This is a genomic window from Staphylococcus sp. HMSC063A07, assembly GCF_001836955.1.
Lineage (GTDB): Bacteria > Bacillota > Bacilli > Staphylococcales > Staphylococcaceae > Staphylococcus > Staphylococcus lugdunensis.
Window position 1 is genome coordinate 220,140 of record NZ_KV830924.1, and the last position, 14,411, is coordinate 234,550.

Below are 14,411 nucleotides of genomic sequence, written 5' to 3' on the forward strand. Positions count from 1 at the left end.
GCGGGACTACGAATTCATTATGAATTCTGTACCGCAAAGGGTCTTGCAAAAATACATCTCATTTATACGTAATTTCACATCAACATACTTAAAAAAGCCAGTTCCTATATTATTTTCAATAGAAATTGCTTTTTTATTTGTCCAAGAACTTTATGTCCCAGACTTGTCGTTTGTCACATTATTCTATTTCATCTTCTGAATCTACATGATATGTTTCTTGTTGTATTGGTAACCAAAGTTGAATTTTAGTTGGCTGTTCAAAAGATATCTCATGTGGATATATCTCGACATAAAGGCTATCTCGTTCATAAGGCAATGTTAATTGCAAACTCGTTTCAATAAAATGCCATGCTTCATTTACAGCATAATCTATCTCACCGTGCAGATTAAACTTTGCATAATGACGACCAGGTAAGCGTCTACTTTCTAAATGCATCGGGTATCGATCACTTGGAACGCCGACAAATATTTCCAACCCGTTGTCTAAAGGACAACTAATGACAAATAATTCATAAGGGCTTATATTATTATACTTTAATAAATCTTTAATCTTACCATCAAGGTATAAATCTTCTAAAAAGTCTGGAACATTAAATGGATTGGATAGTTGGTTTGTATTAATATATCGTGCATGCCCAACCAGCGCAATATCGCTGGTTTCTTCTAATCTATAGGGAAATGGTTCACGCTCTGTTGTAGATAATTTTATGTATACTCTTTTTTGAATTTTAAGTTCATTTTTTTTAGTAGATGCTTGAATAGGTGAGAGACCATGAAAACGACTAAAATCATTTGCAAAATCATTTGCATTAGCATATTGATACTTTTTTGCAACATCAACAAGACGTGATGAATTTTGTATCATATCTTCTGCTGCAAGTGTCATTTTTCTTGCTTGAGCATAATTTGATGGAGATAAACCCACAATCATTTTAAATGATTGGTCGAGATGGTAAGGTGAAAGACCAACGTAATCACTTAATTCCTGCAAATTAAACGGCTCGGTAATGCGGTCTTCAATATAAACAATGGCCTGTTGTAGCTGCTTAATAACGTCCAAAACTTTCACTCCAATAAATTTCAATCATTACATTATATTTTACAATAATTTCACTAAATATACACCAATTACGGTCACATTAATTTAAAAATAAAAGAACAGCACTCGAATACATAAAACGATATGCTGCTCTTTATGTTTTTATTGAATATCGTCCCACCAGTGATTACCATCTCGGCTTAATAATAAATCGCTTTCAAGCGGACCATTAGTTCCAGATTCATAATTAGGAAATACAGGGTCATTTAATGTCCATTCTTCTTGAATGATATCGACAAATTTCCATGTTGATTTTAATTCTTCCCAATGCGTGAAGTTAGTCGCATCTCCTTTTAGACAATCAAAAAGTAAGTTTTCATACGCATCAACTGTGTTCATTTTATCTTGAGCACTCATTGCATAAGATAGTTGAACTGGTTCAGTTTCGATACCTTGGATGCTTTTTTTAGCGTTTAAATGCAGTGAAATACCTTCATTTGGTTGGATATTAATGACTAATAAGTTAGAATCTAACAGCTTATCTGATTCATAATATAAATTCATTGGAACTTCTTTAAACTCAACTACAACTTGAATTGTTTTTGACTTCATACGTTTGCCTGTACGGATATAAAACGGTACACCAGCCCATCTAAAGTTATCTATCATTAATTTACCTGACACAAACGTTGGCGTGTTAGAATCATTTGCTACTCGATCCTCATCTCTATAAGCCTTAACTGGCTTATTATCAATATAACCTTCACCATATTGGCCACGTACAAAGTTTTGTTTAACTTCTTCTGGCTCTAATTTACGTAAAGATTTTAATACTTTTACCTTTTCGGCACGTATATCTTCGCTTTTTAAACTAATAGGTGCTTCCATGGCAAGTAAAGCCACCATTTGAAGCATATGGTTTTGCACCATATCTTTTAATGCACCACTTGATTCATAGTATCCTCCACGATCTTCAACACCTAATAATTCTGATGATGTTACTTGAATATTTGAAATATATTTATTATTCCATAAAGGCTCAAACATCGCGTTGGCAAATCTTAACACTTCAATGTTTTGCACCATATCTTTACCTAAATAATGATCAATTCTATATATTTCTTCTTCTTTGAACGATCTTCTAATTTGTTTGTTTAAAGATTCTGCAGATTTCAAATCACTGCCAAATGGTTTTTCTATAACTAGACGTTTGAAACCATGTGTATTAGTAAGACCAGATGTTTTTAAGAAATCTGAAATAATACCAAAGAATTGAGGTGCCATAGCTAAATAGAATAGGCGATTACCTTGTAATTGATATTGCTTATCTAATTCATTTGAAAAAGTTAACAACGATTGATAACTTGCCTCATCATTGACATCATGACGATGATAATAGACATGCGTCATAAATTCATCTAATAAGTCTGTATTGCCTACATGGTGCTGTATAGAAGATGCAACTTGTTGACGAAATTCATCATTTGTTAAATCTCGGCGACCAATTCCGATGATAGCAATATGTTCATCAAGATTATTTTGTTGAAATAAATGGAAAAGAGATGGGAAAAGCTTTCTGTGACTTAAATCACCAGTTGCTCCAAAAATTGTAATTAAACAAGGAATATGTTTGTTTTTTGTACTCAAGATCAAAACCTCAATTCTTTAGGGATATGATTTTCTTATTATAAAATAAAAGGGACAGGTATTCATATCTTTTTGCTTATATTATACTTTATTTCTTATTATAACAATTGTCATTACTTATGATAAAATATATTGAAGTAAAGGAGGCATATGCATGGAAGTAACGTTTTTTGGTACGAGCGCAGGCTTGCCTACAAAAGAAAGAAATACACAAGCAATTGCTTTAAATTTGGAACCTTACTCTAATTCAATATGGCTATTTGATGTAGGCGAAGGAACACAACATCAAATTTTACATCATTCCATTAAACTCGGTAAAGTTGATCATATTTTTATAACGCATATGCACGGCGATCATATTTTTGGATTACCAGGTTTATTAACAAGTCGCTCATTTCAAGGAGGAGAAAGTAAACCTTTAACTTTGGTTGGTCCTCATGGAATCAAGGCATTTGTTGAAACAACTTTAAGCTTATCTGAATCTCACTTGAATTATCCAATTACTTTTATAGAAATCGACGATGGCTTTAGTTATCATCATAATGGGTTTAAGGTAACTGCAAAGGTTCTAAACCATGGCATTGTATCTTATGGTTACAGAGTTGAAGCGCCTACAACACCAGGTAAAATTAATGTCGAAGCTTTGAAAGCACTCGGACTTGAGCCAGGTCCTAAATACCAAGAAGTTAAGGATAACGATACATTTGAATTTAATAATATTATTTATAAATCCCAAGACTTTAAAGGATTAGCAAAACCAGGTCCAATCATAGCAATATTTGGAGATACTAAGCCATGTGCCAACGAGAAAATCATAGCACAGGGCGCTCAGTTAATGATTCATGAAGCTACATACATAGAAGGGGATAAAGCATTAGCAAATAACTATCATCATAGTCATATAGATGATGTATTTCAGCTTATTCATCAGGCACATGTTAAGCAAACATTAATCACTCATATGAGTAATCGCTATAATAAAGAGGATATTCATCACATTTATAATCATCTTTTGCAGCAAGACAATGTACCTAATTTCATATTTGTAAACGATTTCGACACTTTCAAAATTGAATAAAAATAAATAATATATAAAATAGAGTAGCACAGAAAATCAGTTTAACTTAAAGATTTCTATGCTACTCTATTTAATGTTTTAATTGTATTAGTTATCATTTTTAGATAATTCTATACTTCTTTTAACAGCCGCATTTAAACAGTCTTCAAATATACCCGATATATTATGCTCTGCAAGCGCATCTAACCCTGCTTGCGTAGTACCACCCTTGGATGTAATATTTTTCCTAAGCTGTTCCATACTTAAATCTGAACGTTCAATCATCTTACTCGTACCAATTATAAGATTACGGATTGATTCTTCTACTTGACGCTTCTCTAAACCAAGATTTGTCCCGGCTTTGACATATTGTTCAAATACATGGTAAAGGAAAGCTGGACCACTTCCAGTAATTGCTGTCACTTGATGTAAATGACTTTCGTCAACTTCTATTACAGAACCAAAGGCGTTTACCAAATCAATCACTTCTTGCTTAGCAGTTGGTCCAAAATTATTTGAAAAGCTAATACCTGTGACTGAATGACCCACTTGCGCATTTGTATTAGGCATGATACGCGCTACTGGCTGATTAACTTCAAGTTGCTGTTTAATATAATCAATAGGCAGTCCTGCCATGATTGATATAAAGCGATTATTATCTTGTATATATGGACGAATGCGTTTGGCAACAGTTTCAAAATCATGTGGTTTTGTTCCTAAAAAAACATAATCTGCACCTTTTAATAAAGCTGCATCATCATAACTATATTCAACACCTAAGCGAGTTGAAAATGTTTTAAGGCGCTCTTCATTAGATTTATTCGTAAGATAAATGTCATTTGATTCTAACTTATTTGCATTAATAATACCTGTGAAAATAGCTTGAGCCATATTACCTGCACCATAAAAAACAAGTTTCATTACTATATCAATTCCTTCCCCTTTTGATAGATACATAGTAACATAACTATAAAATATGGTCGAAATTGATACTAAAAGGAGAACAAAATGATAGGTAAACATTATGTTGTAACTGGAGGAACAAGTGGCTTAGGCTTAGAAATTGTAAAAGCATTGCTAAGTCATGGCGCAAAAGTGACCTTAATCATAAGAGACATAGAGAAGTATCAATCATTGTCGTTAAATAAATACAAAGGACATATTCAAACAATATGTTGTGATTTAGAACAACAAAATGACATTATAGCACTTACTTCTCAATGGTCAGAAACTATTGATGGCATTATTTATAGCTCAGGTTTAGGTTACTTTAAATCTATAGCCGCTCATTCAAATAAGGAAATGATAGAAACTTATGCAGTTAATTTACTTGGATTTCATTTGCTCTTTTATGGTTTAGCACCTTATTTAGTTAATGGGGCGTCAATCGTAGCTATTTCAAGCCAAGCTGCTTTTGTTACTCAAGCACATGCCGCACATTACAGTGCATCTAAAGCAGCTTTAAACGCTTCGTTAAACGCATTAAGAATAGAATCACCTGAATTACATGTTATGGTTGTTAATGCTGGTCCGATTCGAACGCCATTTCATAAAAAAGCAGACCCCACGATGACATATGCAACAAAGTATAGTCGTCTAATGATTGAACCTGAACAGTTAGCACACCGAGTTATTAAAGGCATAATTAGAAAAGAGCAAGAAATAAATCAACCGACATGGATGCATCAAATGCTCAAAATATATCAACTTGCTCCAAGAACATTTGAACGTATTTTTGCACCATTATTTAAAAATAAAATGTAATGAAATAATTTGTAGGCTAAACATTAAAGATATTAAAACTGATATTTCTATTGATAACATATGTTGCTTCATGTCATTATTCTTATTCATAAGGCACCTCATTCATTGCGTTTATTAACGAATATTAAATGATACAAAAGCGCCATACTTTTTTAAAAGCACTTCACCGTAAAATGACATGTAAATACATAATATTTATAACAAAACTCATGAGAAAACAGTGCCGGGGCCCCAACAAAGAGAAATGCAAAAAGCATTTCACCAAGCAAAGCAAGTTGGGGTGGGGAGGATGAGACTGCGCCCTATGAAGACGAACCAATAAAATACAAAGTGTTGAATATAAAAGAAGCGCAAAAAGTCTGGGACATCATGATGTCTTAACTTATGAACTAATATTGGCAATAGTTGACTAGGATTGAAAAAAGCTTGATTTAAACATATTTTCAATCCTAGTCAACCTTATCAGGGCAGGACTACGAATTTATAATAAATTCTGTTCCGCTCTCTTTGCGCTAATATTTTATTTTTGATGTCCAAGCTGTTTTCCTAAGTTAAATGCTGCGTATATTCTATATTTTTTACACGATGACGCGCTGCTTTAACTTTGTCTAAACTAAGTTTAATTAAATAATTATGCACATTTTCTTCAAGTTGCTTCACTGAACTTGCGCCAACAATAATAGATCCTAATGCATCATGTGACACTAAATAGTTAAATGATAACGCACTTAAATTATTATCAATTTCTTTAATAGAAGCAATTGTTTCACCTAAATCATGATGCGTATAATCAAATATACCTTCTTGAAATTTACTATCTAATACATCAATACTATTAGCAGTTAATAATCCTTTAAATACGGGGCCACGAGCGAGTAACTTAACTTGCTTTGCATGGATTTGTTCTAATAAGCGTTCTGGGCGATTATCTATCAGATTAAATTGCGACATAATTGTATCAATTTGACTATGCTTCAAGTAATAGTCAATAACATTTGGACGAATGGATGAAATACCGTATGAACGTATGATACCTTCTTGCTTCAATTCATCAAAGGCACTAATCGTTTCATCTATAGGATCATCGATAGTCCCACCATGCAATTGATATAAATCAATATGTTCCATTTTTAGACGCTTCAGCGATTGTTTCACGCCCTCTTTAATATGTTTCTTAGAAGGATCCCAAGTTGTCTGACCATTATCTAATAGACGGTTACCTACTTTTGTACCAACGATGATATCACCACGATTATGGTATTTTTTAAGTGCTTTCCCTACAAGTTCTTCATTCATTCCACGGTCATACATATCAGCCGTATCAAAGTAAGTAATACCATGCTCGATAGCACAATCAATAATAGATTGAGCAGTTTTAAAATTTGTTCCTAAACTCATGCAACCTAAACCTAATTCAGAAATTTCTATGCCACTCTTTAAAATATTTTTTTGCATGTCCTAGCTCCTTTCGATACACTTTAATTAACGCATTTATCTTATCAATATATCCATCTAAATGAAAGAGGAGTGAATAAATAATGGACTTTACAGAAACGACCATTGATAGAACAGTTATTTATAATGGGAAAATCATAGACCTGGAACTTCATGAAGTGGAATTACCGAATGGCAAAAGAGCCAAACGTGAACTTATTTATCATAATGGTGCCGTAGCAGTATGTGCGGTGACCCCTGAGAATGAAGTTTTATTAGTTAAACAATATCGCAAGCCAATTGAGCAACCTTTACTAGAAATTCCAGCTGGTAAATTAGAACAAGGAGAGCAACTTGAAAGTGCAGCTAAAAGAGAATTGTCTGAAGAGACAGGGTATGTTGCTGAACATCTTGTGCATATAACGGATATGTATGGTTCTCCTGGCTTTTCAAATGAAAAATTATCTATCTACTTTACTGACAAATTATCACCTGGCAAGATGCATTTAGACGATGATGAATTTGTCGAATTACATAAAATACCTTTAACAGAGATAAGCCAACGATTAGCAACTAATGAAATCACCGATGCAAAAACAATCATCGCACTACAATATTTACTGCTACATTATAATAATTCTAAATAATAAGCAGTCTTACTTGCGTTTTATTGATAATATTGGTACTTTATAAATGAGAATTTTATCAGTATAGATTAAAATGATTATAATTTTTAGTAGAGGGGTGAAGCTTCCGTGGAAGACCGTTTAAATCGCGTGAAGCAACAATTACAACAATCTTCATATAAATTAACACCTCAACGTGAAGCAACAGTGAGCGTTTTAATTGAAAATGAAAAGGACCATTTAAGTGCAGAAGATGTATATTTGAAGGTAAAGGATCGTGCTCCAGAAATTGGGTTAGCCACTGTCTATCGTACGTTAGAATTATTAGCAGAATTAAAAGTAGTAGACAAGATTAATTTTGGTGACGGCGTTGCCCGCTTCGATTTAAGAAAAGAAGGTGCTAAACATTTTCATCATCATTTAGTTTGTATGGAGTGTGGTCGTGTTGATGAAATTGAAGAAGATTTATTACCACAAGTCGAAGAACGTGTGGAAACTGAATTTAATTTTAAAATTTTAGATCATCGCTTAACATTTCATGGCATATGTGCTGAATGTCAAGCTAAAGGTAAAGGAGATAACAAATCCTCTTAAAGACACTTTGTTACATCCCGTTTTAAAGAGGTTATGACATGAATACAATCATAGAAGAATATTTAAAATTTATTCAAATTGAAAAGGGATTAAGTCCAAATACGATTGGTGCCTATCGTAGAGATTTAGATAAATATAAACTTTATCTTGAAACACGACATATTGAACATATCGACTTTATAGACCGTCAAACGATACAAGAGTGTTTAGGTTACTTAATTGATCAAGGAAGTTCGGCTAAATCGTTAGCTCGTTTTATTTCAACTATTAGAAGTTTTCATCAATTTGCATTACGAGAAAAGTATGCCGCAAAAGATCCAACTGTATTACTTGAAACACCGAAATACGAGAAAAAATTACCTGATGTTCTTGAAATAGATGAAGTTGTACGTTTATTAGAAGCGCCAGATTTATCTAAAAAAAATGGCTATAGAGATCGCACAATTCTTGAATTAATGTATGCAACTGGTATGCGTGTTTCCGAACTCGTGCATATTGAAATAGAAAACATTAATGTCATTATGGGCTTTGTACGTGTGTTTGGTAAAGGTGATAAAGAACGCATTATTCCATTAGGTGATACTGTCATAGATTATTTAAAGACTTATATGAAAGAGATTCGACCACAATTGCTTAAAAGCACGGTTACGAATGTATTGTTTTTAAATATGCATGGTAAACCATTATCTCGACAAGGTATTTGGAAAATGATTAAACAATATGGCATAAAATCAAATATTACGAAAACATTAACGCCACATACTTTAAGACATTCATTTGCAACACATTTATTAGAAAACGGTGCTGATTTAAGAGCAGTTCAAGAAATGCTTGGACATTCAGACATATCAACTACGCAATTATATACTCATGTTTCTAAAGCACAAATCAGGCAAATATATAATCAATATCATCCAAGGGCATAATAAAGATTAATGTCAGTCACTAAAATCTTTATTATGACTCTTTTTCTTTTTAGCTAATATTCTAGCTTGGTTTACAGCAGAGCGATCTCTTAATTTATGGTGATGAATAATATAGTCATCGGTTAACGTTTCTGGTTCAAAGAAATAATCTGAATGAAAACGTTTGACGATTAATTCTGCTTCAGACGTCATAGGCAAATAGATAGGAATAAACTCATGCTGCTTTGTAACCTGATAAATTTTCTCTTCTATTAGCTGTTGGTATGCTTCAATGTTTAATGGTAATTGATGTGTTTCTACCGCATTGCATATCGTAACTAGTGCTTTTTTATAACTTTTTAAAGCACCTTTATAATTATGTCGTCTATGGTGATATGAAGCTGTTGTAAATAAAATTAAACTCACAATAGCATCTTGCTTTGAATATGATGGTTGCTCTTTCCATGCATCTTCTAAAATATCATGACATAAAAAGTAATGTTGATGTCTGTGAAATTGATAAAAAAATTCAATAAGTGCTTTTTCCAAATAAATACATCCTTCATTTTAAATATATCTACTATTCATGCTATAATATTTTTGATAAATATGCACAATAGATGCAATATGAGGTAGATAAAAATGTATGAAGTAAAATTAGACGCTTTTAGCGGTCCACTCGATTTATTGCTCCATTTAATTCAGAAATATGAAATAGATGTTTATGACATTCCAATGAAAACATTAACTGAGCAATATATGCAATATGTACATACGATGAAGCGTCTAGAAATTAATATTGCTAGTGAATATCTCGTTATGGCTTCTGAACTCTTAATGATTAAAAGTAAATTACTTCTACCTCAATCAGATGATCATGTAGAATTTGAAGAAGATCCACGTGAAGATTTAGTAGGTAGACTAATTGAATATCAAAACTATAAAGAATATACAGAAATACTTGATAGTATGAAAGCAGAACGAGATCTCTACTTTACAAAACATCCGACAGATTTATCTCATTTAGAAACTAATGAAAGTTGGGATAAATCAAACACCATTGATTTGACAGAACTGATTGTTGCTTATCAAAGAGTGAAAAATCGCGTTGAGTATCACACACCAAAAACTGTAGAAATCAGTAAAGAAACATTCACTATTGAAGAAGCAACAGAAATTGTAACGACAAGATTACGTACACAAACAGCGTTTAATTTTTTCAGCTTATTTACTTTTCATGAACCAATTGAACAAGTCGTTACGCATTTTCTTGCTATTTTAGAAATGTCTAAGGCTGGCATAATAAACATAAGTCAAAAGCAAAATTTTGATGATATTGATATTGTAAGGGGAGTGAATTATCAAGTTGGATAAACAAGCAATCTTAGAGGCATTATTATATACAGCTGGCGATGAAGGTATTGACACAAAACAATTACTAGAGATACTGGACATTACTAAACCACAATTGATTGAATTAATCGATAATTATTCATCTCAAGGACTAGAAATTCATCACTACGGTCAAACTTATGTATTAACTACAAAAAAAGATGCTGCTAATTATATTGAAAAACTCGTTCAACAAAAGTCAAATATGAAATTATCACAAGCTGCAATGGAAACGTTATCAATCGTTGCTTATAATCAACCTATTACACGTAGTGATATTGAATTAATACGAGGTATTAATTCAGATGGTGCTGTTAGAACATTAGTTGCTCGTGGTATGATTGAAGCTAAAGATGTTGAACATTCAAGAAGCCATCACTTGTATACAACTGAATTATTTTTAAATGTATTTGGATTAGAAACAATAGAAGATTTACCAACTACCGAAGAAGATGATGAAGAAATGGAAGATTTCTTTAGTCAATTAGTTAATCAAAAGGGAGAATGATTATGAGCAAAGAACTAGAGCGATTGCAAAAAAGAATTGCTAATAGTGGTTATACGTCTAGAAGAAAAGCTGAAACATTGATTACTGAAGGTAAAGTCAAAGTGAATGGAGAAGTTGTCACTGAACTTGGCACAAAAGTAAAACCATCAGATCAAGTTGAAGTAGAAGGAATCAAAATGGAACAAGAAGATAAAATATATATTCTGTTTCATAAACCAGCGCAAGTCATTACTAGTGTATCAGATGACCGTGGAAGAACAGTTGTGACTGACTATTTTAAAGACTTAGATACTAGAATATATCCTGTTGGTCGTTTAGATTACGATACATCCGGAGTATTACTACTAACAAATGATGGTGAGTTCACTAATCTTATGACCCATCCACGGTACCATATACCAAAAACATATGTTGCCAAACTCAAAGGTTACCTTATGCGCGAAGAAGTAAAAGCACTTGAAGCAGGAATAGAACTTGAAGATGGTTTAACTCAACCCGCTACTGTTAAAATTAAACGCCAAGATAAAGACAAAAATACAACGTTAGTTGAGATTACCATTAGTGAAGGACGAAATCGACAAGTACGTCGTATGTTTGAGCATTTTGGCCATAGCGTTAATAAATTAACACGTATACAATTCGGTTCACTAAATTTAAAAGGTCTTAACGCTGGAGAAGGACGCGTATTAACACCTCATGAAGTAAAAGTATTACGTCATCAAGCAGAAAACGGCAATTAGTAAGCGGTTACATGTAGTTTGCTGAAGTTAATTTTATGGTTATAAAATCATGCTAATTTTTTCACAATCAAATTTGAAATTAGAGATTTAACAATTACCATATGCTATAATAAACAAGAAAATAGCATGTGTAGGAGGTATATGAATTAATGAGTAAGGAAATACTTATCGTAGATGATGAAGACAGAATTAGAAGATTACTCAAATTATACTTAGAGAGAGAATCTTTTAACATTCATGAGGCTAGTGACGGCAAAGAAGCCTATGAATTAGCCATGGACCACAATTATGCATGCATACTTTTAGACTTAATGCTTCCTGAAATGGATGGAATCGAGGTCGCATCAAAACTACGGGAGCATAAAGATACACCTATCATTATGCTTACTGCTAAAGGCGAAGAAACTAACCGAGTTGAAGGATTCGAATCAGGTGCTGATGATTATATTGTTAAACCATTCTCTCCACGTGAAGTGGTCTTAAGAGTGAAAGCGCTATTAAGACGTACACAATCAACAAGCGCCGAACAAAGCGAGCCTCATGCGAGAGATATCATAGAATTTAATCATTTACTTATTGATAATGATGCGCATCGTGTATTAGCTGATAATCAACAAGTTAACTTAACACCCAAAGAATATGAACTACTAATATATTTAGCTAAAACACCAAACAAAGTATTTGATAGAGAACAATTACTTAAAGAAGTTTGGCATTATGAATTTTATGGTGACTTAAGAACTGTTGATACCCATGTTAAACGCTTAAGAGAAAAACTTAATCGTGTTTCAGAAGATGCAGCACAAATGATTCAAACAGTATGGGGTGTTGGCTACAAATTTGAAGTTAGAGCTAGCGATGAGCCGACTAAATAGTGTTGTAATAAAACTGTGGTTAACTATTATCTTTATAGTAACGACAGTTTTAATTTTATTAAGTGCTGCATTAATAACTTTTATTCAATACTATTATACTGAGCAAACAGAAAAATCAATTCGTGATGATGCCAAAAGAATCAGTCATGTTGTTGAAACATCTAAAAATAAAAAGTTAGCTATTGAACATAGCCAAAAACTGATTAGTGGTTCTGGTGGCGTTATTATTATGAAAGACAAGTCAACACATCATAATGCTAAAGAGTCACAATTAAATAATCAAATGTTGGCTGAGATTAATCAAAACGAACACTTTTCTCCAGTGTTTAATAAAGGTCAATCTGCAACTCAAAATGTAACATTAAAACATAATGACCATTCTCGTTCTTATATCTTACTGGGTTATCCTATGAAAGCTCAAAAGGGAAGTCACAGTCATTATAGTGGCGTCTTTATTTATCAGGATTTAAAATCCATAGAAGATACCAATAACGCTATTACGATTATTATTCTGATAACTGCAATTATTTTCCTAGGTATTTCAACTGTCTTCGCCTTTTTCCTATCTAATAGAATTACTAAACCACTTAGAAAGCTTAGAAATCAGGCTAAAAGTGTTTCTAAAGGGGATTATTCTCAAATTTCATCTGTAACAACTAAAGATGAAATTGGTGAACTATCTCGCGCATTAAACGACATGAGTTTCGAAATTCAGGAAAATGTTCAAGCACTATCAACCTCAAAAAATATTCGTGATAGTTTAATTAATTCAATGGCTGAAGGTGTTGTAGGTATCAATGATCATCGCGACATTATATTATCAAATAAAATGGCAGATGAAATTTTACCAACTATTGATCAATCTATGTATGAACGAATTGAAGACCAAATCGAAGATACTTTTACAAGTAAAGGCACAGAATTTCGAGAATACGATTTTGACACACGCTATTATGTCTTCATTATGAGTTACATTCCTCAGATTCAAGAAGATGGTCGCAGTGGAATTGTCGTTATTATTCGTGATATGACTAATGAGCATAACTTAGATCAAATGAAAAAAGATTTCATTGCTAATGTTTCTCATGAATTGCGTACACCTATTTCATTATTACAAGGATATACAGAATCAATTGTTGACGGTATCGTTACAGAACCAGAAGAAATTAAAGAGTCATTATCAATTGTCTTAGATGAAACAAATAGGCTCAATCGTTTAGTTAATGAATTACTCAATGTTGCAAGAATGGATGCTGAAGGGTTATCTGTTAATAAAGAGATACAACCTATTGCACCATTATTAAACAAAATACAAACAAAGTATAGACAACAAGCTAGTGATTTATCATTAAATATGTACTTAACTCCAGAAACTAATGACGCATTGTGGTACTACGATTCTGATCGAATCGATCAAGTGCTCACAAATCTTATTGATAATGCTACAAGATATACTCAACCTGGTGATACAATTTCTATTACTAGCGAAGATACTGATAAGTACAATGTGCTTCACATAAATGATACAGGCAGTGGTATTGCTCCTGAACATTTAAATCTTGTTTTTGATCGCTTTTACAAGGTTGAAGCATCCAGAACACGTGGCAAACAAGGAACCGGCTTAGGATTATTCATTTGTAAAATGATTATAGAAGAACATGGAGGTACGATCACTGTATCAAGTGTCGTTGGAGAGGGAACAACATTTACAATCAAGTTACCGAAGCCTTAATCTTCAGGCTTATTTATAAAATTTATCAAAGATAATATCACTGAATTCAGACAGGGACATAAACCCGCAAATAATAGCACAAAGATGATTTAAAATTA

Annotated in this window: 15 protein-coding genes; 10 read left to right on the top strand and 5 right to left on the bottom strand. The window is 32.7% G+C overall.

Annotation, left to right across the window (positions count from 1 at the left end; translation table 11 throughout):
- Positions 1–178: 178 nt before the first annotated feature.
- A complete protein-coding gene (locus HMPREF2597_RS07085) occupies positions 179–1,060 on the bottom strand; it encodes an AraC family transcriptional regulator (RefSeq protein ID WP_012990838.1) in 882 nt (293 codons plus the stop codon).
- 141 nt (positions 1,061–1,201) lie between these two features.
- Positions 1,202–2,686, bottom strand: coding sequence for a glucose-6-phosphate dehydrogenase (zwf, locus tag HMPREF2597_RS07090; RefSeq protein ID WP_002478153.1), 1,485 nt, complete (start codon positions 2,684–2,686; stop codon positions 1,202–1,204).
- 154 nt (positions 2,687–2,840) lie between these two features.
- On the opposite strand from zwf, the gene rnz reads away from it, so the two are divergent.
- Positions 2,841–3,764, top strand: coding sequence for a ribonuclease Z (rnz, locus tag HMPREF2597_RS07095; RefSeq protein WP_002478154.1), 924 nt, complete (start codon positions 2,841–2,843; stop codon positions 3,762–3,764).
- A gap of 87 nt (positions 3,765–3,851) precedes the next feature.
- Here rnz and proC read toward each other — a convergent pair whose 3' ends face one another.
- The gene (proC, locus tag HMPREF2597_RS07100) at positions 3,852–4,664 is read right to left on the bottom strand and encodes a pyrroline-5-carboxylate reductase (protein ID WP_002478155.1); all 813 of its coding nucleotides are present in this window, start codon (positions 4,662–4,664) and stop codon (positions 3,852–3,854) included.
- Positions 4,665–4,751: 87 nt separating this feature from the next.
- On the opposite strand from proC, the gene HMPREF2597_RS07105 reads away from it, so the two are divergent.
- Positions 4,752–5,507 carry an SDR family NAD(P)-dependent oxidoreductase gene (locus HMPREF2597_RS07105; RefSeq protein ID WP_002478156.1) on the top strand — a complete coding sequence of 252 codons (756 nt, stop codon included), beginning with the start codon at positions 4,752–4,754 and terminating at the stop codon, positions 5,505–5,507.
- A 546-nt stretch (positions 5,508–6,053) separates the two neighbouring features.
- On the opposite strand, the gene HMPREF2597_RS07110 is transcribed toward HMPREF2597_RS07105, so the two are convergent.
- The gene (locus HMPREF2597_RS07110; protein ID WP_002478157.1) at positions 6,054–6,962 is read right to left on the bottom strand and encodes an aldo/keto reductase; all 909 of its coding nucleotides are present in this window, start codon (positions 6,960–6,962) and stop codon (positions 6,054–6,056) included.
- 83 nt (positions 6,963–7,045) lie between these two features.
- Between HMPREF2597_RS07110 and HMPREF2597_RS07115 the strand changes: the two genes are divergently transcribed.
- From HMPREF2597_RS07115 to xerD, 3 genes are all read left to right on the top strand, one after another.
- On the top strand, positions 7,046–7,588 hold the full coding sequence (locus HMPREF2597_RS07115; RefSeq protein ID WP_002478158.1) for an NUDIX hydrolase: 543 nt from the start codon (positions 7,046–7,048) through the stop codon (positions 7,586–7,588).
- A 108-nt stretch (positions 7,589–7,696) separates the two neighbouring features.
- Positions 7,697–8,161 (top strand): ferric iron uptake transcriptional regulator, encoded by a 465-nt coding sequence (locus HMPREF2597_RS07120; protein ID WP_002459058.1) that lies wholly within the window; start codon positions 7,697–7,699, stop codon positions 8,159–8,161.
- Positions 8,162–8,199: 38 nt separating this feature from the next.
- Positions 8,200–9,087 carry a site-specific tyrosine recombinase XerD gene (gene xerD / locus HMPREF2597_RS07125; RefSeq protein ID WP_002478160.1) on the top strand — a complete coding sequence of 296 codons (888 nt, stop codon included), beginning with the start codon at positions 8,200–8,202 and terminating at the stop codon, positions 9,085–9,087.
- 12 nt (positions 9,088–9,099) lie between these two features.
- Here xerD and HMPREF2597_RS07130 read toward each other — a convergent pair whose 3' ends face one another.
- Entirely contained in the window at positions 9,100–9,615 is a 516-nt protein-coding gene (locus tag HMPREF2597_RS07130) for a DUF309 domain-containing protein (protein WP_002478161.1), read from the bottom strand.
- A 93-nt stretch (positions 9,616–9,708) separates the two neighbouring features.
- Here HMPREF2597_RS07130 and HMPREF2597_RS07135 point away from each other — a divergent pair, with 93 nt between their 5' ends.
- The 5 genes from HMPREF2597_RS07135 (at position 9,709) to HMPREF2597_RS07155 (ending at position 14,313) form a co-directional block, all read left to right on the top strand.
- Complete coding sequence (locus HMPREF2597_RS07135; protein ID WP_002459061.1) at positions 9,709–10,440, top strand: segregation and condensation protein A; 732 nt, start codon at positions 9,709–9,711, stop codon at positions 10,438–10,440.
- Positions 10,433–10,966: an SMC-Scp complex subunit ScpB gene (gene scpB / locus HMPREF2597_RS07140; RefSeq protein ID WP_012990840.1), complete on the top strand. Its 534-nt coding sequence runs from the start codon at positions 10,433–10,435 to the stop codon at positions 10,964–10,966. Before HMPREF2597_RS07135 ends, scpB begins: the two co-directional genes overlap by 8 nt.
- A 2-nt stretch (positions 10,967–10,968) precedes the next feature.
- Complete coding sequence (locus HMPREF2597_RS07145) at positions 10,969–11,706, top strand: pseudouridine synthase (protein ID WP_002478163.1); 738 nt, start codon at positions 10,969–10,971, stop codon at positions 11,704–11,706.
- A gap of 149 nt (positions 11,707–11,855) precedes the next feature.
- On the top strand, positions 11,856–12,581 hold the full coding sequence (locus HMPREF2597_RS07150; protein WP_002459064.1) for a response regulator transcription factor: 726 nt from the start codon (positions 11,856–11,858) through the stop codon (positions 12,579–12,581).
- Positions 12,565–14,313, top strand: a complete 1,749-nt coding sequence (locus HMPREF2597_RS07155; RefSeq protein ID WP_002478164.1) for an ATP-binding protein — start codon at positions 12,565–12,567, stop codon at positions 14,311–14,313. Before HMPREF2597_RS07150 ends, HMPREF2597_RS07155 begins: the two co-directional genes overlap by 17 nt.
- Positions 14,314–14,411 lie beyond the last annotated feature (98 nt).

Coding starts and splice junctions, on each gene's coding strand:
- HMPREF2597_RS07135 (WP_002459061.1), top strand. CDS start 9,709: ATGTATGAAGTAAAATTAGACGCTTTTAGCGGTCCACTCGATTTATTG.
- HMPREF2597_RS07115 (WP_002478158.1), top strand. CDS start 7,046: ATGGACTTTACAGAAACGACCATTGATAGAACAGTTATTTATAATGGG.
- HMPREF2597_RS07110 (WP_002478157.1), bottom strand. CDS start 6,962: ATGCAAAAAAATATTTTAAAGAGTGGCATAGAAATTTCTGAATTAGGT.
- HMPREF2597_RS07150 (WP_002459064.1), top strand. CDS start 11,856: ATGAGTAAGGAAATACTTATCGTAGATGATGAAGACAGAATTAGAAGA.
- rnz (WP_002478154.1), top strand. CDS start 2,841: ATGGAAGTAACGTTTTTTGGTACGAGCGCAGGCTTGCCTACAAAAGAA.
- HMPREF2597_RS07155 (WP_002478164.1), top strand. CDS start 12,565: ATGAGCCGACTAAATAGTGTTGTAATAAAACTGTGGTTAACTATTATC.
- proC (WP_002478155.1), bottom strand. CDS start 4,664: ATGAAACTTGTTTTTTATGGTGCAGGTAATATGGCTCAAGCTATTTTC.
- HMPREF2597_RS07105 (WP_002478156.1), top strand. CDS start 4,752: ATGATAGGTAAACATTATGTTGTAACTGGAGGAACAAGTGGCTTAGGC.
- xerD (WP_002478160.1), top strand. CDS start 8,200: ATGAATACAATCATAGAAGAATATTTAAAATTTATTCAAATTGAAAAG.
- HMPREF2597_RS07145 (WP_002478163.1), top strand. CDS start 10,969: ATGAGCAAAGAACTAGAGCGATTGCAAAAAAGAATTGCTAATAGTGGT.